The 20,416-nt window shown below is 47.4% G+C and carries 15 protein-coding genes; 7 read left to right on the top strand and 8 right to left on the bottom strand.

Annotated elements, in window-relative coordinates:
* The first annotated feature begins 196 nt into the window (after positions 1–196).
* Both GGU45_RS21040 and GGU45_RS21035 read left to right on the top strand, forming a co-directional pair.
* Positions 197–490: a hypothetical protein gene (locus GGU45_RS21040; RefSeq protein WP_435228151.1), complete on the top strand. Its 294-nt coding sequence runs from the start codon at positions 197–199 to the stop codon at positions 488–490.
* Positions 491–1,051: 561 nt separating this feature from the next.
* Positions 1,052–2,311: a DUF2130 domain-containing protein gene (locus GGU45_RS21035; protein ID WP_435228149.1), complete on the top strand. Its 1,260-nt coding sequence runs from the start codon at positions 1,052–1,054 to the stop codon at positions 2,309–2,311.
* Positions 2,312–2,829: 518 nt separating this feature from the next.
* Here GGU45_RS21035 and GGU45_RS21030 read toward each other — a convergent pair.
* From GGU45_RS21030 to cmk, 3 genes are all read right to left on the bottom strand, one after another.
* Positions 2,830–4,425, bottom strand: a complete 1,596-nt coding sequence (locus GGU45_RS21030; RefSeq protein WP_435228147.1) for a C1 family peptidase — start codon at positions 4,423–4,425, stop codon at positions 2,830–2,832.
* Positions 4,426–4,634: 209 nt separating this feature from the next.
* Positions 4,635–5,777 carry a Gfo/Idh/MocA family protein gene (locus GGU45_RS21025; protein ID WP_435228146.1) on the bottom strand — a complete coding sequence of 381 codons (1,143 nt, stop codon included), beginning with the start codon at positions 5,775–5,777 and terminating at the stop codon, positions 4,635–4,637.
* 93 nt (positions 5,778–5,870) lie between these two features.
* Entirely contained in the window at positions 5,871–6,548 is a 678-nt protein-coding gene (gene cmk / locus GGU45_RS21020; RefSeq protein WP_435228144.1) for a (d)CMP kinase, read from the bottom strand.
* Between the two features lie 150 nt (positions 6,549–6,698).
* Between cmk and GGU45_RS21015 the strand changes: the two genes are divergently transcribed.
* Entirely contained in the window at positions 6,699–7,577 is an 879-nt protein-coding gene (locus GGU45_RS21015; RefSeq protein WP_435228142.1) for a dienelactone hydrolase family protein, read from the top strand.
* Between the two features lie 415 nt (positions 7,578–7,992).
* On the opposite strand, the gene GGU45_RS21010 is transcribed toward GGU45_RS21015, so the two are convergent.
* Complete coding sequence (locus tag GGU45_RS21010; protein ID WP_435228140.1) at positions 7,993–8,484, bottom strand: phosphoribosyltransferase family protein; 492 nt, start codon at positions 8,482–8,484, stop codon at positions 7,993–7,995.
* Between the two features lie 80 nt (positions 8,485–8,564).
* Here GGU45_RS21010 and GGU45_RS21005 point away from each other — a divergent pair, with 80 nt between their 5' ends.
* Positions 8,565–9,881 (top strand): 4Fe-4S dicluster domain-containing protein, encoded by a 1,317-nt coding sequence (locus GGU45_RS21005; protein WP_435228138.1) that lies wholly within the window; start codon positions 8,565–8,567, stop codon positions 9,879–9,881.
* A gap of 4 nt (positions 9,882–9,885) precedes the next feature.
* On the opposite strand, the gene GGU45_RS21000 is transcribed toward GGU45_RS21005, so the two are convergent.
* Together GGU45_RS21000 and GGU45_RS20995 are read right to left on the bottom strand one after the other, a co-directional pair.
* Positions 9,886–10,575 (bottom strand): LysE family translocator, encoded by a 690-nt coding sequence (locus tag GGU45_RS21000; RefSeq protein WP_435228136.1) that lies wholly within the window; start codon positions 10,573–10,575, stop codon positions 9,886–9,888.
* 11 nt (positions 10,576–10,586) lie between these two features.
* Positions 10,587–11,243 carry a protein-L-isoaspartate(D-aspartate) O-methyltransferase gene (locus tag GGU45_RS20995; protein ID WP_435228134.1) on the bottom strand — a complete coding sequence of 219 codons (657 nt, stop codon included), beginning with the start codon at positions 11,241–11,243 and terminating at the stop codon, positions 10,587–10,589.
* A 215-nt stretch (positions 11,244–11,458) separates the two neighbouring features.
* On the opposite strand from GGU45_RS20995, the gene GGU45_RS20990 reads away from it, so the two are divergent.
* The 3 genes from GGU45_RS20990 (at position 11,459) to GGU45_RS20980 (ending at position 18,652) form a co-directional block, all read left to right on the top strand.
* Positions 11,459–17,584 carry an alpha-2-macroglobulin family protein gene (locus GGU45_RS20990; protein WP_435228132.1) on the top strand — a complete coding sequence of 2,042 codons (6,126 nt, stop codon included), beginning with the start codon at positions 11,459–11,461 and terminating at the stop codon, positions 17,582–17,584.
* Between the two features lie 31 nt (positions 17,585–17,615).
* A complete protein-coding gene (gloA2, locus tag GGU45_RS20985; RefSeq protein ID WP_435228130.1) occupies positions 17,616–18,005 on the top strand; it encodes an SMU1112c/YaeR family gloxylase I-like metalloprotein in 390 nt (129 codons plus the stop codon).
* 119 nt (positions 18,006–18,124) lie between these two features.
* On the top strand, positions 18,125–18,652 hold the full coding sequence (locus GGU45_RS20980; protein ID WP_435228129.1) for an outer membrane beta-barrel protein: 528 nt from the start codon (positions 18,125–18,127) through the stop codon (positions 18,650–18,652).
* A gap of 33 nt (positions 18,653–18,685) precedes the next feature.
* On the opposite strand, the gene GGU45_RS20975 is transcribed toward GGU45_RS20980, so the two are convergent.
* Together GGU45_RS20975 and GGU45_RS20970 are read right to left on the bottom strand one after the other, a co-directional pair.
* Entirely contained in the window at positions 18,686–19,258 is a 573-nt protein-coding gene (locus GGU45_RS20975; protein WP_435228127.1) for an N-acetylmuramidase family protein, read from the bottom strand.
* Positions 19,259–19,592: 334 nt separating this feature from the next.
* On the bottom strand, positions 19,593–20,225 hold the full coding sequence (locus GGU45_RS20970) for a hypothetical protein (RefSeq protein ID WP_435228126.1): 633 nt from the start codon (positions 20,223–20,225) through the stop codon (positions 19,593–19,595).
* Positions 20,226–20,416: the final 191 nt, after the last annotated feature.

The raw sequence follows: 20,416 nt of genomic DNA, 5'->3' as shown, positions 1-20,416 counted from the left end.
AAAAATACTGATAAAGTTCTTTATATCTTTAGATATATGCCCTGAAACCGTTTACAGGACTGGCTTGTAGCCGATAATGTCTTAATATTTTTTAATATCATTTATTAACAAATCCTGTATACCACAATCGACCGCCCCGGCGTTTAAGCAAGTAAGTAAACCTTTATTATTTATATTTTTTATTAAAATTTTAATCATGAAAAGAACTACAAAAACAGTTATGCTGGCCTTAGCCGCAACCGTAATCTCCGGAAGTGCATTTGCCCAGACAGACAGTACAAAAACGGACTCAACCGTTGTGGCAACAGATTCTACGCAAACACAGGATAAAAAGGAAGACAAAAAAGAAGATACAACAATAACACCCACTCCTCCCCAGGCATTTGTTGCGCCCGGAGTAAAAAGCAACACCTATGTTTGGCAGGCTACTACCAGGGAACTGGCAGTCAGCCGGCAAACAGTTGCTGAAGCCGAAAAGCAGGAAGCCTGATTGAGCCTGGTTCAGTAAAAGAGGTTATCTCAGAAGTAGTGTCTACTTTCCTGGGATAACCTCTTTTTTTATAGTATCCGAATTGAGAATTGGTACTAACCGGGTTCTTCTTTTTAATTTGTGCCGCCAGACGGATGAAAATTTGAAAATGGGGTTTCTATTTGCTTAAAGCCGCAGATTCCATGTTATTGCCACTGAAACACAGAAGCACAGACGCACAGACGCTCTTAATACTGCAGCAATAGCCGCTGCTTTTAATGTAGAAAACCTAAAATCTTCAGTATCTCAGCGCCTCTCTGTGGCAAACATAAAAAGTCCATGTTCTTGCCACAAGAAACGCAGGCGCTAAATACAATGTCACCCTGAAGATGTCATCCCGGGCCTGACCCGGGATCTATTCTTGCTTCAGGGTCTATTGAACGACAACATGCATAGATGCTGAAATAAATTCAGCATGACTACGACAATATAGAATGCACCCTAACCAAACAACATTGAGCGTTGAATGCCAAATGCTGCGTATTTTTGAACCCATAATCAAACCCAGGGATTGAGAAAACTATGGCTACAAAAATAAAATGCCCTAATTGCCAGCACGAGTTTCCGCTGGAAGCAGCGCTTACCGATGAATTGAAGGATGTTATTGAAAAGGAAAAGGATACGCTGCGGAAACAGATGCAGGACTATAAAAGGAACAAGGATGATGAAATTGCCCAGCTAAAAAAAGCAGCAGAACTGGAAGCTTCAAAAACCGATGCACAATGGCAGGAGAAACTGAACGCCGAAAAACAGCTGTTGCAGCAGCAACTGGAGCAGCAGCTGCGCAAAAGCATTGGCACCGACTTTGAGAATCGCCTGGGTTCTTTGCAAAAGGCCAACGAAGAGAATGAAGAAAAACTAAAGCTGGCCCGGCAAAAAGAAGCCGGCTTTTTAAGAAAGGAACAGGAATTTAAAACCCGCGAAGCCGAGCTGGAGATCACCGTACAGAAGCAACTGAATACGGAGCGGGAAAAGATGGCCGATGAGCTGCAGCGGATCGAGAACGAGAAATCTGCCTTAAAAGAAAACACCTTCAACCTTAAAATAAAGGAGCTGGAAACGCAGCTGGAGCAGCAAAAAAAGCTGGCAGCCGAAATGCAGCGCAAGGCAGAACAGGGATCCATGCAGCTGCAGGGCGAAAGCCAGGAGCTGGCACTGGAGGAAATGCTGGCAGCCGCCTTTCCCTTTGACCTGGTGGAGGAAGTGGGAAAAGGAGTACGGGGAGCCGACTCGATCCAGACCGTCCGGAACAACCTGGGCATTGCCTGTGGCAAGATCATTTGGGAAAGCAAACGGGCGGAAAATTTTGGGGGCGACTGGATCGAAAAACTAAAGGCTGATATGCGTAGCCAGGGCGCAGACGTAGCCGTCCTGGTTACCCGCCGTTATCCCAGGGACATGGACCGGTTTGGCGAAAAAGAGGGTGTATGGATCTGCAATTTCAATGAAGCCAGGGCGCTGGCCAGTGTGCTCAGGGATGGCATTATAAGGATCTTCAATGCCTCCAAAAGCCAGGAAAATAAAGGCGACAAAATGAACCTGCTCTATACTTACTTAACCAGCCCGGAGTTTGCGGAGCAATGGAAAGCCATCCGGGAAGGCTTTTTAAGTATGAAGATCTCTATTCAAAAAGAACGCGATGCCATGGAGCGGCTTTGGAAAGCCCGCGAAAAGCAGCTGGAAAAAGTACTGCTCAACGCCACGCATATCCGCGGTTCCATTGATGGCATCAGCGGACTGGAGTCGGTGGATCTGAATTTGTTGGGGTATGAAGAGGAATGAGAAGGGCGGCTTCGCTGATGTGGGACGCCCTACCTCCGGGGGAACGGATACCTTACATATCCCCTAACGAAAAGCCGGAAAATTGTTGTTGATACCCTCCAAATTGACGAAAAAGCGCAGTCGATTTCTCCTGTAGTTTTTTGATATCTATTTTGTCGCTGTTTCTTTTAACTTCAGCAACCATAAATATCATTTGTGCCGAAGTTTGGGATCACTTCTCTATTTTCCTTAATAGTTCCAGTTCATTTTCACTATTATAAAACTTCATCAAATAATTCCTCCATTTTGCGCGGAAAATCTTTACCCCTAAACTTTGAGGACACTTGAAACATAGAGCGCAAACGGCTCCAACCTGAAACTTTGAACGTCAAACGTGAAACCCTTGCTCACATATCAGCTTTTGGGCTTTAACCGGTGGTAACGGTGTTAAAAGCTAACAAAAAAATAAAACATGTAAAAGGAAATTTGACTGGAGTCACTTTTGCATTTTACGTTGAACATCTATTATTTTACATTCCTTAGGGCACTTTATCAAACGACACAATGGTAGCGGCAGCCTGCCCGGAATTTGCTGTTGCTTTTAAATAAATCCGGCCATCCGGCATACTGTTATAAGCGGCCCCCGGCGCCAGCAGGCTTCTCATTGCTTCGTTTACTTTACCAGCATAGGTGGGTTGTGTACTGGCCGAAATTGCCTCGTTCAGTTTGTTATAGTCCAGTTCTTTTTTACTGGCCACAATGGCGATCTGATCCCTGGAGCCCTGGTTATCGGCTTCCATGGATTCCGATTTTGGAAACAACCGGTACCCCGTAATGCCACAGTAGGGCGAATGCCTGGAAACCGTTTGCCCGGGTTTCAGGTAGGGGAACAATACATAGCTGCTGCCATTGGTTTCCTGTCCAAAAATATAGATATAGCACGCTGTTGTATTTTTCACTTCCATCTTAAACCGGGTACCCATTTTTATTGGCGTAACGGTCTGAAAAGCGTTGGCCCCTGCCGGCTTCAATTTGATATACTGCCTGGTGCTGTTATCCACCAGTCCTATATTGCATTCCAGTGGCATAGCCGCTACATTGGCATTTTTAGGCAGGGGATCTACACCATAAGCCTCCCGTACATAATTGCGAAAATCGCCATAGCGTACCCATGCCACACCATTGCTCCCCCACTGCGGCGTCCAGCTGTTCATAATCTGAAAGGCGCCGCCATATTTCCGGTCGTCATACCCGATCACACACATGGCATGGCCTCCCATGCCCACTTGCGCCTGATCCATTCCCTGTGGCTGCCACAGGTCTTTACCCATCATATCCTGCATAAAGCTTTGCCCCACCATCATCCCAATTACCACCGGTGCATCCTTGGCCAGGTGTTCCTTCAGGGCCCGCACACTAATCTGGTTCAGGTTATCGCCCTGCGTCAGCCGTGTAAATCCGTGGATGGTATGTTGCCGTCCCTCCTGTATGGCAGCTCCATCCGGTGTCCTGCTGCAATCCTGATCATCGTAGGGGTAACTACTTAATGGCACACCGCCATTCGCCCTCATAGCTTCCATGGCACGCTGTATATACGAGCCCTGGCAATCGCTTCCCAACCGGATCTGGTTGTAGAGGTAAGATGGGCTGAAGACTATCGTATTAGGATCCTGCCCGGTTGCTGCCGCCGTCAGGATCGTCTGCGCGGCATAAGCGCTGCTCCAGGCAACGCAACTTCCCTGTTGCCCCTGGTCGCCCCTTTTTGGCGCAAAACGCAGCAGGGAAACGGCTTCCGGCAATGGATTCTTCCCGTTATTTTCGTCCAGCCCTTCATAAATCTTTGCTTTATTAAATTCATCGGGGCTATAGCTATAGCCACTTTGGGAGAACAGCTGTTTTGCGGCATCACCAAGACCACCGATATTGCCGCAGCCCCCGCGTCCGCCCAAAAAATAAACCGCTGCAGCAATCACCAGCAATACAATAATTCCTTTTCCCCGAAACAGGCCCAGCAACAGCGGCAGAAGCCCCAATAGCCCGCCTCCGCCACTTCCGGGGCCCGAACCACCGCCGCCGCGGTCGTCATTAAAGTCATTGTCACCGCTGTTCGGGTCATCCGTCATTCTGATTGGCATAGACTAATTTTTTATAAAAATAACGAGGAATTTGAAAATGTGGAAATGTGAAAATGTGGGAATGTGGGAAATGAAAAGCTCTTTTTACCAATACGCACCGTCATCAACAACATTAAACTGTTTTGAAAATGGGTTTGTACCATCGAAAGGTAAAATAAAAAAAAGGATTCGTTTAGCAAAAGGAGCCTGTCGGTTTTTAACGTACCAGCTTAGTTTTGAGCCCTCAGGGAAGCGCCGGGGTTCAGCTTTACCTTTTGCCCGGTTTTAACCGCTTTGTAAATCGCATCAATAATCACCAGGTCGCGAAGGCCTTCCTCCCCGTCTACCGGGATCACCGGTTTTTTACCATCAAGAATAATGGCGGCCATCTCATCCATCTGCACGGCCTGCTGCGGACGCCCGGCAGGAATATCCAGCGGGCCTTTATGGGTACGTCCTTTAATAGGACCATAACTGGACGCCGGCTGCAGTTCTGCAAACCCCTTCTCACCGTTCAGGAAAAAACGATCCAGGTTATTCATATTATAGGAAGAAAGACAGGATGCCGTTACCCCACCCGGGAATCCCAGCTGGAACGTGATGGTTTCATCCACGCCTTCTTTAAATTTTACAAAGTCGGTCTTCGTTTCCTGCGCCGTTACCCATACCGGCTCTTCACCCACCATATACCGGCAGCCATTTAACGCATAAATGCCAATATCCATAAGGGAGCCCCCTCCTGCAAGCGCCTTATTAAGCCGCCATTGGGTAGGATCACCAATCCGGAAACCTGATAGTCCCTGAAAGAATTTAACCGACCCCAGCTCCCCTGCTGTACGCATCCGGTGTATCTCCAGCGTAAGCGGTTCAAAATGCATCCGGTATCCTACCAGCAATTGCTTTCCGGCCTTTTTGCAGGCGGCCACCATTTCCCGCCCCTGTTTTGCATTCAGCCCCATCGGCTTCTCGCAGATCACATGCTTTCCTGCCGCCGCGCAACGGATTACCTGATCGTGATGCAGCGCATTGGGCGTAATGACATAGACCGCATCGATATCGGGGTTATTTTTAACCGCATCAAAGGTTTCATAGTTATACCGGCTATTTTCCGGCACTCCGTATTTTTCGCCCCAGCTTTTCAGCTTTCCGGGAGTGCCGCTGATCAGGCCGGTAATTTTTGCCCGTTTGGATTGCTGCATTGCGTCCGCTACCCGGCTGGCATAACCGCCCAGCCCCATGAGGGCCACCCGCAGCACAGGGCCTTCTGCTGCAGATGCAGGCATCAAAACAGTTTCTGCATTCAATCCATTAAATGCGTAAATTCCCAGGGCCGACAGACCCATATTTTGAAGGAAATTCCGGCGTGTGCTCATGTAATATTGTTTAAACGGTTAGGGGACCGCAGCGCCGCCGGACCCGGAGATTCTGCCAAAGCTTATTCAGCAGCCGAAGGCGGGGGCAGCTGGCTATCCCGTTATATTTTTTGCAAGCCTTAAAGCCTTTTTTAGCTGTTCCTCCGGAGTCAATTTTGTATTATCAATTACAATGGCATCATTTGCCTGTCGCAACGGGCTCACCTCCCGGTTTGAATCGATGTAATCGCGCATCTGGATATTCTCGGCTACTTCTTCAATCGTTATATTTGGATTCTTTTCAACCAGCTCTTTAAATCTTCGTTCTACACGCACGGCATTATCTGCGGTCATAAATATTTTTAGCTCCGCTTTGGGAAAAACCACCGTACCGATGTCCCGCCCATCCATTACAATGCCTTTTTTCTTTCCCAATCTTTGTTGCTGCTCTACTGCAAACTCCCGCACCGCTTTTATAGCCGCCACCTCACTTACCTTTTCAGCTACAATAAGATCTCGCACCGGGTATTCCACATTTTCATCATTCAGGTAGATCTCCACATTGGCATTCAGTTCATTCAACCGGAAATCCAGCTCAATATCCATTAAGGCCGCCTCAACCGCTTTCTGCTCATCCCAGTCCACATGATTCCGGAGAAAATACAAGGTAATGGCACGGTACATCGCCCCACTGTCTACATAAATATACCCCAACTCCTTGGCCATCTGTTTTGCCAGGGTACTTTTTCCACAACTGGACCACCCGTCTATCGCTACAATAATTTTTTTCATTTTGCCAACTCGTAAAAATGCAGGACACAACCGCCATCAAATCATTAGCAAGATACAATTTTATTAAGGGAAAATTGTGGCTTTTAGAATAAATTTGCATCCGGTACCTGATTTAAAATCTTATTCGTATATTCAGACAAACCTCCTACTATGATCGCAAAACAGATCTCCTATTTTTTTTCTGCATGCATGTTCCTGCTGCTGATGTCCTGCAACGATGGAACTGATAAAACACCCGCTGCCGGTGCAGATGCCGATAGCATTGTTACCAACACCGGAATTGTGCGGGAACTTCCACATGTAAAAACGGAGCCGGTTGAATTTGAAGACGGGATCAAAACCTTTACAAGCATTATGGCCTATGACAGTGCCAATGCCGGTAAAAAGCCGATTGTACTGATCGTTCCCGAATGGTGGGGAGTTACCGATTATATAAAGGAGCGTGCCAAACAACTTGCAGAGCTGGGTTACTTTGCGTTGGTGGTAGACATGTATGGAAGCGGTAAAGTGCTGGACAACCCAAAAGATGCCGGTAACGAGGCGGCAAAATATTACAAAAACCCACAGCTGGCGCAGGAGCGGTTTGATAATGCACTGGCCATAGCAAAATCCTATCCGCAGGCCGACTCCTCAAAAATTGCAGCTATCGGTTATTGCTTTGGAGGCGCGATGGTATTAAACATGGCGCGTATGGGTGAAAATCTGAAGGGCGTCGTAAGTTTTCACGGCGGACTGGAAAACTACGGCATTACGGCCCGTAGGGGAAGTATCAAACCACAGCTACTGGTTTTAAATGGTGATGCAGATTCGTTCGTTCCGGTAAGTACCGTCAATGAATTTAAAAAAGAGATGGAAGCCGCCAATGCCAATATGCAGTTTATAGGGTATCCTAATGCCAAACATGCTTTCACAAATCCGGGCGCAACAGCCATCGGCGAAAAGTTTAAACTGGATATAAAATATGATGAAGCTGCCGATAAAGCTTCCTGGGAAGAGATGAAGAAGTTCCTGGAAAAGGTATTTTCCTGAGTTGTGTCTGAAAGTTGAAACCGGGTTAACCTGTGGGCAATGGTGAATCAATACCGTTTGCTTAAGTGATTTTTATCGTTCCCGCAGATGCCCTCGCGAACCTCGCGTGTCCCTTGCGCACCTTGCGGTAAAAAATGAACTTTTAAGAAGCGGTTTAAGTTTTCATTATTAAAATTCCGTATAACAGACATTCAGGGCCTCAAAAACCACTAAGTTAAGATTCATTAAGAACTACGGTTACTAAACTATTCTTAATGGTTTTTAATTATTCTATTTTTAAACAGCTTCTAAGAACCCAACGTATCCGCAAAGGTTGCAATGAAATTCGTTATCGGATTAAAAATTTGTCCGTTTGCATTGAGCGTAAGACGAAGACCAACCCGGAGCTTTAAACACTGAACCAGGAACCCAAAACCTAAGCCAGGTACGCACCGGTAACCTTATCCCCCTCCACTTCTACATAAATATGGTCCTGTAGTGTAGTTGCCAGGGATATTCCTTTATAATCCGGCGTTATGGGAAACAGTGTATGCGTCCGTTCTACCAGCACCAGGGTCTGGATCCTGGCAGGATGATATTCCAGGAATGGTTTCAGCGCATAAAGCAGGGTTTTACCACTGTTGGTAACATCATCTATCAGAACGATTACTTTACCGGTAAAGTCCATCTCCCGGCTAAGCGTTACCGCCTCCGGTTTCTTTTTATTCAGCTGCAGGGTAAGCAGTTCTGTAGGAATCCTGCTGTTTTTCTGGATCCGCTGCCGGATATTTTTTGCCAGCACCACACCGTTCTCCTCTATGCCAACCAAAATCAGTGGGGCCGCATCCAGGTTATTTTCAACCAATTCCAATGCCAGCCGCTGCAGCTTCTTCTCCACCGTTTCTGCATCCAATAAATATTTTTTCACCTGCTGTCTGTTTAATTTGCGTTCAAAATGCCTCTACTTGTAAAGGAAGCCGTAAATTAGCACTTTGTAACTGAATGCTCATGCAAATTGCTCAACAAATTTTATTTGTACTGTTATTTATTCCCGCCGTTGTATTTTTCTCCCAAAAAATAAAGCAGATCCGCCGGAACATCAACCTGGGGCGTGATGAAGCTATCAACGACCAGCCGGGGCAGCGCTGGAGGAACGTGCTGCTGCTGGCCCTGGGGCAAAAAAAAATGTTCCGGAATCCGCTGGTTGGTTTTTTGCACTTCTTTGTATATGCAGGATTTATCATCATCAATATTGAAATCCTGGAGATCATCCTGGATGGCGCATTGGGCACCCATCGCCTGTTTGCGGGGGCGCTCGGAGGTTTTTATACCTTCCTGATTAATGCTTTTGAACTGCTTGCGCTGGCAGTGCTGGTTTTTTGCGCCATCTTCCTGATCCGGAGAAACCTGCTAAAGATCCGGCGCTTTTTAAGCAACGATCTCAACGGATGGCCGCGCAGCGATGCCAATTACATCCTGATTACAGAGATTGTGCTGATGACCCTTTTTCTTACAATGAACGCCAGCGACACGCTGCTGCAATCGCGCGGGGCAGCACATTATGCCACACACACCACGGGCAATTTTATGGTATCACAATACATTCAGCCGCTGATCAGCGGTCTGTCTGACGGGTCCCTGGAGCTACTTGAACGCGCTTGCTGGTGGCTGCATATTATCGGCATTCTGGCGTTTTTAAATTACCTCCCCTTCTCCAAACACCTGCACATCGTACTGGCATTTCCCAATGCCTACTATGCACGGCTAATCCCAATGGGCGAAATGGAGAACATGCCGGCTGTACAAAACGAGGTATTGTATGCCATGCAGCCGGAACTGGCGCCCGCCGAAGCCGCACCCCCGGCCCGCTTTGGCGCAAAGGATATTACCGACCTTAGCTGGAAAAATCTACTGGATGCTTACAGCTGTACCGAGTGCGGACGCTGTAGTGCCGCCTGCCCCGCCAATATAACCGGTAAGCTGCTCTCCCCCCGCAAGATCATGATGGATACCCGCGACCGCGCAGAAGAGATAGGGAAACAGCTGAATGAAAAGAAAGAGTGGAAAGAAGACGGTAAAAGCCTGCTTCACGACTATATTTCTGTAGAAGAATTAAGAGCCTGCACTACCTGCAATGCCTGCGTGCAGGAATGCCCGGTAAGCATTAACCCGCTTGACATTATTCTTCAGCTGCGCCGCTACCTCGTAATGGAAGAAAGCAATGCCCCACAGGAGTGGAACAATATGTTCAGCAATGTGGAGAACAACTTTGCGCCCTGGAAGTTCAGCCCCGATGACCGGGACGCCTGGACCCAAACCTCCTGAATCTTTACTCCTGCTTCTTTTCCGTTTCATGCAGCTTGGCCGCAATATCTTTCTTTTTTATAAACATGCGCCAGCATTGAATCAAAGCGGTTACTACAAAAACGCCGCCAATAATATAGTTCATCAGCGACTGGTTGTTCTGTATCTTATTTGCGATCAACCGCCCGCCAAAAATAAATACACAGTTGCCCATCAAGGTACCCAGGCCAATACCCACAATATAAAAATTATAATAAGACACTTTAGGCTTCAGCACATTCTTTGTAAATAACACCGTGCTCCATCCAAACCAGAACGGGATCTGCACCGGGTTTACCGCGCTCATCGTAAGCCCCAGCAAATACGAAGGCAGGCTATTATTCAATATCACATTGTTCCCTTGCGAAGGATGCATAGCCGCATACAGACTGGCAACAGCCAGCGCTGCTATAATGACCAACGTAAGCCATTCCAGCAACCGCAGAATCTTTTCCTGTTTACGCACCCAATCCATCGCCACCAGCGAAAGACGCACATAAACCACCTCCGCCGTTAGTGATCCCAATGAAAAAAGCAAGGCATTTTTAACGGACTGGCTGATGGCAATCTGCATGGCAGCGATATTCAACGTTCCCAATGGCAACGATCCAAGAAAGCTAACCAGCATCCCGGTAAAAAAAATACGTACCAATCCTCCCCGCTGTTGTTCAGTCACAGTAGCATCATTTAGTTTTTGCCGGTAAGCATCGGCACAAATGAAAAATCATCAAATAACTCTTCGGTTACTGTTCCATCGGCCTTTTTATGAAGCCGGCGCATCTGCTGCACATTGCCGGCGCCCAGCGGAATCACCATCATGCCGCCCGGCTTCAGCTGTTCGACCAGCTTTTGAGGGATCTCCGGGGCAGCCGCTGTAATGATCACCCGGTCAAACGGGCCGTAAGTAGGCAATCCCTGGTAGCCATCTCCATAAAAAAATTTTATGAAGGGAAATTGTTTCAGGTAGATAAATTTCTTGTTTTCTTCAAACAACTTTTTCTGACGTTCAATGGTAAATACCTTAATCCCCATTTTGGCCAGCACTACGGCCTGGTAAGCACTACCTGTGCCAATCTCCAGTACTTTTTGCCCCGGAACAGTTTCCAGCAACTGGGACTGATAGGCAACCGTATATGGCTGGGAAATTGTTTGCCCTTCCCCTATTGGAAAAGCCCGGTCTTCATAGGCCACATCATCAAATGCCGAGTCCAAAAAGAAATGACGGGGGACGGCATTCATCGCTTCCAGCACCGTTTCATCTGTAATCCCTTTTTCTTTTATTACTTCTATCAGCTTTTTCCGTAGTCCCTTGTGCCTGTATGTGTCTTCTAACGTCCTCCTCATAAAAGTACAAATGTAAAAAAGCGTGGGCTATTTGGCACATATATCCGCTAAATATTATCCCCATCGCCGGCGGCGAAGCATTCCTGTTGCGTTCTGTACCGGCAACCCGTTACCATTGATGAAATGCGCAGGGTTTATGTAATTTTACCACTCTGTGCATCTATTAATAAACGCTTATATGAAATGAGCCATAAAAATCAATAAAAAATAAACAGATGAAAATACTGAGCCGTTCCGCTTTTTTAATACTAACCTTATTGTTTACCTGTATGAAACCAAGCGCACAAACCATCAAAAACTACGAAGCAGCATGGAAGTCTGTAGAAACCCATATCAGCAAAGGGCTGCCCGCATCTGCACTCAATACCGTAAAAGAGATATATAAACGGGCAAAAGCCGATCGCCAGGATGCGCAGCTGGTAAAAGCACTGGTTTATATGAGCCGGCTTCAAAGCGAAAACCGGGAAAACAATGAGCTGGCCAGCATCCGGGATCTTGAAAAAGAAATCAGGGAAAGCCGGGGCCCGGTAACAGCACTGCTCAATAGCTACCTGGCAGGGGTTTACCAGTCTTATTTTAACCGCAACCGCTACAAGCTTTACAACCGGACGAACACCATTGGCATCCGGAAGCCGGACCCGGCCACCTGGACCACCGATGATTTTACACAAAAAATCAGCAATCTTTACGAGCAATCTTTAAAAGAGGAAACATTGCTGCGCCGTGTCCGGCTGGAAGATTATGATGCGCTGATTGAAAAAGGGAATACACGTTATTTGCGCCCTACGCTGTATGATCTGCTGGCCTTCAGGGCACTCAGCTATTTCAAAAGCACCGAACGATCGGTAACCCGGCCGGCCTACGCCTTTAAAATAAACCAGGACAAGGCTTTTGCTCCTGCGAAAGATTTTGCAGCAGCCTCGTTTCACACCCGGGATTCGCTGTCGTTATCATTTAAAGCCCTGCAGCTTTACCAGCAGCTGCTTTCATTTCACCTCCGGGATAAGAGGCCGGATGCCCTGATTGATGCCGATATCAGCCGCATCCGGTTCGTATATCAAAATGCCGTTCAGCCCAATAAGGAAAAGCTTTATTACCAGGCGCTGCAAAACATCGCAGAAAAATATGCCGGCCTGCCCGCAGCACAGCAGGCCCGGTTCCTGATGGCACAATGGCATTACAACCAGGCACAGTTGCCCAATAACAATAAAAACCCCGGGAACCAGGATATGATGCTTGCGGCCGCGATGCTCGAAGCGATTACAAACAGCCCGGGCAACAGTGAAGGTCATACAAATGCCGCCAACCTGTTGCAACAGGTAAAACAGCCGGAATTCAGCCTCCAGATGGAAAAGGTTACGCTCCCGGAGGAGCCCTTTCGTGTGCTGGCATCTTACAGAAATGTACCCATCGTTTATTTGCGCATTGTAAAAGCCACAGAGAGCATAAAGAGGGCGACACAGGATCGCAATGGAAAAGAACAATACTGGAACATGCTTACATCTGCCAAACCCGTAAATGAATGGGAGCAAGCCCTTCCGGCCGCCGCAGATCATAAACATCATAGCGCAGAGCTCAGGGCCCAAGGTCTCCCTGCCGGTGAATATTATATGGTTACTTCGCTCAATAAAAATTTCTCCCAGGAAAAAAACATCCTCACTTTTCAGCTGGTATATGTATCCGGCATCGCCTATGTAAGCAATAAAAATGATTTTTTTATATTGAACCGCAATAGCGGCCAGCCATTGCCCGAAGCCCGGGTCACCATTTGGCAAAAAGAATATGACTATACATCCAACTCCTACAAAAACACCAAAATCGATGAGGTAACCGCCGATAAAAACGGGCATTTTGTTTTTGAAGCTCCGGGTCCCGAAGCCCAGGCAAAAACCAGGGGGCGCGGCAATTACCTGCTGGATGTCACCTATCATAATGAACGCTTCTTTATGGACGAATCGAATTATGGTTATTATTATTATAATGACTACGATGCAGCCGGGGGAAAAAAAAGAAATACTATTTTTCTTTTTACCGACCGGAGTATTTACCGGCCCGGTCAAACGGTATATTTTAAAGGCATTGCAGTAAGCTATGATCCTGCAGCAAAACAAACAACGATCCTTCCCGGCTTCAAAACAACAACCGTCCTGTATGATGCCAATCATCAGAAAATGTCGGACCTGGACGTTACTACCAATGAATTTGGCTCCTTTAATGGCAGCTTCAGGCTTCCGGAAGGTGGTTTGAATGGCAATTTTAGTATCTCCACTCCTTCAGGCACTACGTCTTTTAAGATGGAAGAATACAAACGCCCCCGTTTCTATACCAGCTTTGAAAAAATGAGGGGTACTTATAAATTAAATGAGCGCGTCACCGTAACGGGAACTGCAAAAGCCTATGCGGGCAATGCGGTGGACGGCGCAAAAGTAACTTACCGCGTAGTACGCCAGGCAAGGTTTCCCTACCCCTGGATTTTCGCCCGCTATTGGTGGCCGGTTAATGCACAGCAAACAGAAATTGCACAGGGCGAAACCACAACCGATGCCAGCGGAGCCTTTACCGTAACCTTTACCTCCCTGCCCGACTCCACCATTGATCCCAAAATGGAACCTGTATTTGATTACAGGGTATATGCAGATGTAACCGATTTAAACGGTGAAGTAAGAAGCGGCGAAAAAAGGATTTCTATCGGTTATAAATCATTATTGCTAAAGACAGCCATTCCCGCCCGGTTAACAGCTCAGCAGCTAAAGACCTTATCGATCCGTACCGAAAACATGGACGGGGAATTTGAAAAAGCCGGCATCCGGGTGGCCATAGCCCGGCTTACTCCGGAACCCCGGTTATTGAGAAGCCGTTTATGGGAACAACCTGATCAGTTCGTAATGACCCGGGAAGACTATGTCCGTCAGTTTCCCAATGACATTTACAAGAACGAGCAGGACCCTGCAAACTGGCCAAAAGATAAAGATTTGCTGACCCAACCCGGCGCCACCGATTCCACAGGCATGTTTCATCTGACGGCTGCAACGGCCCTCCCCGGCTATTATGCCGTAACCATTACAACAAACGACAAGGATGGCCATGAAGTAAAAGATATCCGCTACACAGAGATCTACGATGAAAACCAACAGCGCCCGGCTTACCCGCAATACCTTTGGACGGTTGCGCCGGCCGCCATCGAACCCGGCCAGACAGCTACGGTGCGGATTGGTAGTTCTGCGCCGGATGTATTCCTGGTGCAGGGGCTGTACAAAGAAAAGGCAACCTATACCTACAAGGCCCTTAACAATGAAATCAGGAAATTTGATTTTACCGCAACCGAAGCAGACCGGGGCGGCTATGGCGTTAGCTATATATTTATCAGGAACAACCGTTTTTATAAAAATGACAATACCATCGCCGTTCCCTGGACCAATAAATTACTGCGGGTTACTTACGAAACCTTCCGCGACAAAACCCTTCCCGGTGCAGAAGAAAAATGGAGCATACAAGTGAGCGGCTATAAAGGAGATAAAGTTGCCGCCGAGCTGCTGGCCAGCATGTATGATGCATCGCTCGACCAGTTTTACCCCCATCAATGGCGACTTCCGGCTATTTGGAATAACCAGTACAGTTTTGGCAATTGGAATACCGGCGCCAATTTCAGCATCGTGCGCGCCCTTGCCAACTACACCCTCCTTTACAATCGGCAGTCCTTTGACAAACGATACGACCAGCTGTTTGAACAAGGAATGATCGACAATGATGCCCCTGGATGGGGCGGCCCGATTGGAAGAACGGATCAGGTTGCAGTTACAGCGTTGGGCCTCCAAAGAAAAAACGCGACAGGATCGGTTAGTGTCGTGAGAGATGAGATGGCGCCTGCGCCCGCAGTTATGTATGGCAAAGGCATTCCTGAAATAAAAGGCGCGGCAGCCCCGGATCCGTCTACTCCGGCAGCACCATCCTCCGAAGCACCTGTACGAAAAAATTTCAACGAAACGGCTTTCTTTTTTCCCGATCTGAAAACCGATAGCAAAGGAAATATCCGGTTTTCCTTCACGATGCCGGAAGCCCTTACCCGCTGGAAGTTCCAGGCCCTTGCCCAAACTAAAGATCTGGCCCTGGGCTATTCCTTAAAAGAAATTATTACCCAAAAAGAGCTGATGGTGCAACCCAACGCGCCTCGTTTTTTAAGGGAGGGCGATAAAATGGAGCTCAGCAGCAAAGTAGTGAATCTTTCCTCAAAAGAAGTAACCGGCATTGCCACCCTGCAGCTATTTGACGCAGCAACAAATGAACCGGTGGATGGCTGGTTTAAGAACGTCATCCCGCAGCAATACTTCACCATTGCCGCCGGGCAAAGCCAGGCTGTAAACTTTCCGCTTGAAGTCCCCTACCAGTTTGCCAAACCGGTGACCTGGCGCATTGTAGCAAAAGTAAACGGCAACGATGGAGCCGCATTAAGCGATGGCGAAGAAAACATGCTTCCGGTGCTCACCAACCGGATGCTGGTTACAGAAACATTGCCGCTGCAGCTCCGTGGTTTTGGTTCAAAAAAATTCAGCTTTGATAAACTGCTTAAAAGCGGCGAAAGTGAAACGCTCACAAACCAGGCATTAACCGTAGAATATACATCCAACCCCGCATGGTACGCCGTACAGGCGCTGCCTTATATGATGGAATATCCCTACGAATGCGCCGAACAGACCTGGAACCGCTATTATGCCAACTCGCTGGCATCATTGATCGCCAACAGTTCTCCAAAGATCAAAAAGATATTTGAGAGCTGGAGCACACAGGACACAGCAGCCTTACTAAGTAACCTGCAAAAAAACCAGGAATTAAAGTCGGTACTACTGGAGGAAACGCCATGGGTATTACAGGCTCAGAACGAAACACAACAAAAAAAGAATATGGCCGTTTTATTCGACCTGGTGCGCATGAGCAGCGAATTAAACAAGGCCTACGACAAGCTCAGCCAGCTCCAAAGTCCCAATGGCGGCTTTGTATGGTTCAAAGGCGGGCGCGATGATCGTTATATGACGCAGTATATTATAACAGGAATAGGACATCTGAAAAAGATTAATCCGATCGAAAAATCACAGGAGCAAAAACTGGACAATATTGTATACAAAGCCCTCCCCTACCTTGATGAAAAAATAAAAGAAGAATACGATGAGCTTATCCGGCAGAACGCCAAACTGAACGCGTACACGCCTTCTTATTATGTGATCCAATACCTGTATATGCGCAGCTTTTTTGACCATATCCGTATTGCGCCAAACGCGCAAAAGGCCGTAACTTACTTTACAGACCGGGCGGCCAAAACGTGGACCGGAACCAACAAGTACATGCAGGGTATGACCGCCCTGGCGCTGTACCGGAAGGGCGATGCAGCCACTCCCAAAGCCATTCTGAAATCGCTGCAGGAAACAGCCATACACCATGAGGAACTGGGCACGTATTATAAAGATGCGGCGCGCAGCTGGTGGTGGTATGAAGCGCCTATCGAACGCCAGGCGCTCATCATTGAAGCCTTTGAGGAAATTGCAAAAGATAAAAAAACTGCAGACGATCTAAGGACCTGGTTGCTCAAAAACAAACAGACCAGCCATTGGGAAAGTACGAAAGCTACGGCCGAAGCCTGTTACGCATTATTGTTGCAGGGAACGCAATGGCTTACAATCAGTCCCGAAGTAACCATTGACCTCGGAGGGCTCAAGGTGGAATCTGCGCTGGAAAAAACAGAGACCGGCACCGGGTATTTCAAAAAAACCATCCCCGGAGAAAAAGTACGTCCGGCTATGGGCGCGGTTAATGTATCGGTAACGGCACCAGCCGGCACACCTGCACGGGGCAGTACCCTGCCAACCTGGGGCAGCCTGTACTGGCAGTACTTTGAAAATCTGGACAAGATCAGTTTTGCAGAAACCTCGTTAAAACTCAGCAAAAAACTGTTTATTGAAACCAACAGCGACCGGGGACCGGTACTAACGCCCCTTGCGGAGGGCGCTGCTGTAAAACTGGGCGACAAGATCAAAGTCCGCATTGAGTTGCGGGCAGACCGGGATATGGAATATGTGCATCTGAAAGACATGCGCGCCAGCGGTTTTGAGCCCACCAATGTGCTCAGCTCCTATAAATGGCAGGGCGGGCTGGGGTATTATGAAACCACAAAAGACGCCAGTACAAACTTCTTTTTTGGTTACCTGCCCAGGGGCACTTACGTATTTGAATACAGTCTTTTTGCAACTGTTGCAGGTAATTTCAGCAACGGCATCACCAGCGTACAGTGTATGTATGCACCGGAATTTTCCGCGCATAGCGAGGGAATAAGAGTTAAAATAACAAAGTAAAACGAGCCTCTCCAGGAAATAGATAACTACTATGCTGAATTTAAAAAAGCTACATCATATTGCCATTATCTGCAGCGATTACGAACGCTCCAAAATGTTTTACACGGACACCCTGGGGTTCAGGATCCTGCAGGAGGTGTATCGTAAGGAACGGAACTCTCATAAGCTGGATCTTGCCCTGAATGATCAATATCTTATTGAGCTATTCTCCTTTCCGGATCCGCCGGCACGCCTTACAAGACCCGAAGCTGTGGGCCTCCGTCATATCGCATTCGAGGTGGAGAACGTAGAGGCCGCTATTCATCAGCTACAGGCAAAAGGCATCCTCGTTGAGTCCCTTCGCATAGACGAATACACCGGTAAAAAATTCACTTTCTTTTTTGATCCCAACGGGTTACCCATTGAGCTGTATGAGCAATAAGTTATAAAAGACGTTTCCTCTATAAGTTATTTATAAAAACGCCAGAAAGCATCTGAAACACAAACGTCTTTCTTTAACTTTGACAGGAGTAAAGATTACTTTACGTACAAACCATACGGATGCGAAAAATATATTTACTGGTATTACTCTTCACCATTGCTAATGGCGCGGGTGCGCAAAACGTAAAGGTTAATGCAGGTCCGGAACTGCTCCATTCTTTTAATCATGACCTGGCTTTTTGGGGCATCGGTGTTTCTGCACAGGGCGAAGTATGGGTAAAAGAGCGTTTGGGTCTGGGGCTGAATACCGGCTTTTTAAAGTTCACCGGCACCAGGCCCCTGATACCTACAGGAAACATAAATTATACTGCCGTTCCCGTTTTGGCCGTAATCAAGTATCCACTGCCCGTTATTAAAAATTTATACGGACAGGATGCAATGGGTTACACGTTTGTTACCGATGTACATTACCGGGATAACGGAGGGAAAGTACCCGGAGGTTTTACTTATTATTTTTCGCTGGGATATGAATTTGCAACACATTTTGATATAGCAGTAAAAGTAGGCCGCTCCCGGCTTGATAAAAAAGACCGCCCCGCCAATGTGAATGAGCGCAACCTGGGCTTAAAATTGGCCTATATTTTTTAGATGCCTTCACAAATACGGAAGGGTGCTTACTCATTAGCCAGTCAGATCAGTAAACTTATTATATGCCCCTTTCAATCTTATATCGTACCGGTTCTTCCGGTAATCCGGCCCATTGTATTTCCGGGCAAAATCGGCCCATCGATGTTCCCGCAGCTCGTCATCCAGCGATACATTTTTGATATAATTCACAAATGCCAGCAAATGTTCCCGCTCCGACCGGTACATCGCATTTACAAAATCCTGCAGGGTGTTAAACCCGCACAATGCATAATTAAAACCCATGATCTGGAATTTGCCCCAGGAAGCCGACATCAGTGCGGCCTCGCGGTTCAACGCCGCCGCTTCCTGCAAACGCTTATGTTGATTGGCCGCTGCTCCGTAGCCGCCCCAAACGGAGTTGGAAATATTTGGGTGCGAGGCATCGAACAAGCCGCCGGTTCGCTTTGAAAAAACATGCCGCTCAAATAATATCTTGGGCTCACCGCTTTGCAGGAACCCGCTTCCTGCAGACTCCACTTCCGCAACGGCTCTAATAGCAGCCACTTCCGCATCCAGCATTTGTGCGGCATCTTTGTAATCCTTTTCGGTTAAAACAGGCTTTGTCATGGTATATTTATTGGGCATCGTGAATATTGCAATAAATATACCTCAATATGCAGGGCATTCCTATCGGTAATTATAGCGATAGAGGCGGCAAATTCCTCAACAACAAAAACACCGGATCCTGCTTACCGACCTGGTAGCATTGTCTGAAGGACTTCCATAGAGCAGCGAAACCCGGCACAATCTCCGCGCGCTTCCTATACTGCGGTCAATACCCAACCGCAAAGATGCCGTGGTGCGCCAGGTTTGGGCAAAAGCAAGACCACTATTGTAGCACTAAAGAATCTGTGTTGCTACGCTTCAATGGCAATGAAACCGTATTTCAGTGGCCTTTAAACTAAAGTATGATCGTTGCTCTGTCAGCCAGATCATCCACCGTAAACGGAGGCAGACGATACGGTTCAGCAGGGTACTCCAGCAACTGTGCTTTTTCAGCAGCAAAGCCAAGCCGATACCCAATCTGGCCATCAGTTGTCATAAAAATATAATCGCACTTCGCACCCGGATCCTGAACAAATAACAGCACCGGTTTGCCGGCGCTTTCTTCTGTCATCCACATATCCGTTAATCGGGTGGTTGCCCAGCCCATTGCATAAAAACGCCGGTTATCGCCTTTGGGGTAATTCAGATAGTTGATAAGCGTGCAAAAGATCTCGAATGAAACATTATACGGAAAGGTAATGGCAAACAGCAAATCGGTCATTTTAGTTACTGCCGGAATCACTTGTAGCATCTCCCGGTTATGCCACCCGCAAAAGTCGCGGATGATTATTTTTATAGCATGTTCATTCATTCCTTCTACAAGGATCAGCTTATCATTGACAACTTTTTCCTCAGGCAACATTCGGTCAGATGGCCCTCCTACATCTGCCCCATCCTGCATACGCCGGCTCTTCAAATCCTGCCGGTCAACAATCAATAGCAACGTCACCATTAAGATAATTGCCAGGATCAGGTAGGGATGTCTCATATAAACGATGCACTGTTTTGGTAAAATTACCGCTATCCATTTTTATTATCGGCTATTTTTGCAGTTCAATTTTTTACCGCCAGGTACGCTAAGATCACGCAAGGGTTGCAATGGATCCACTAGCGCCATCCCTTCGTTGCGGCCTTTGCGAATTCCCCGCGCACTTTGCGTTAAAAAAAAACACATCTCAT

The sequence above is a fragment of the Niabella hirudinis genome (genome assembly GCF_051201075.1).
GTDB classification, from domain to species: Bacteria; Bacteroidota; Bacteroidia; order Chitinophagales; family Chitinophagaceae; genus Niabella; species Niabella hirudinis.
This window is presented reverse-complemented; position numbering and strand designations above follow the sequence as displayed.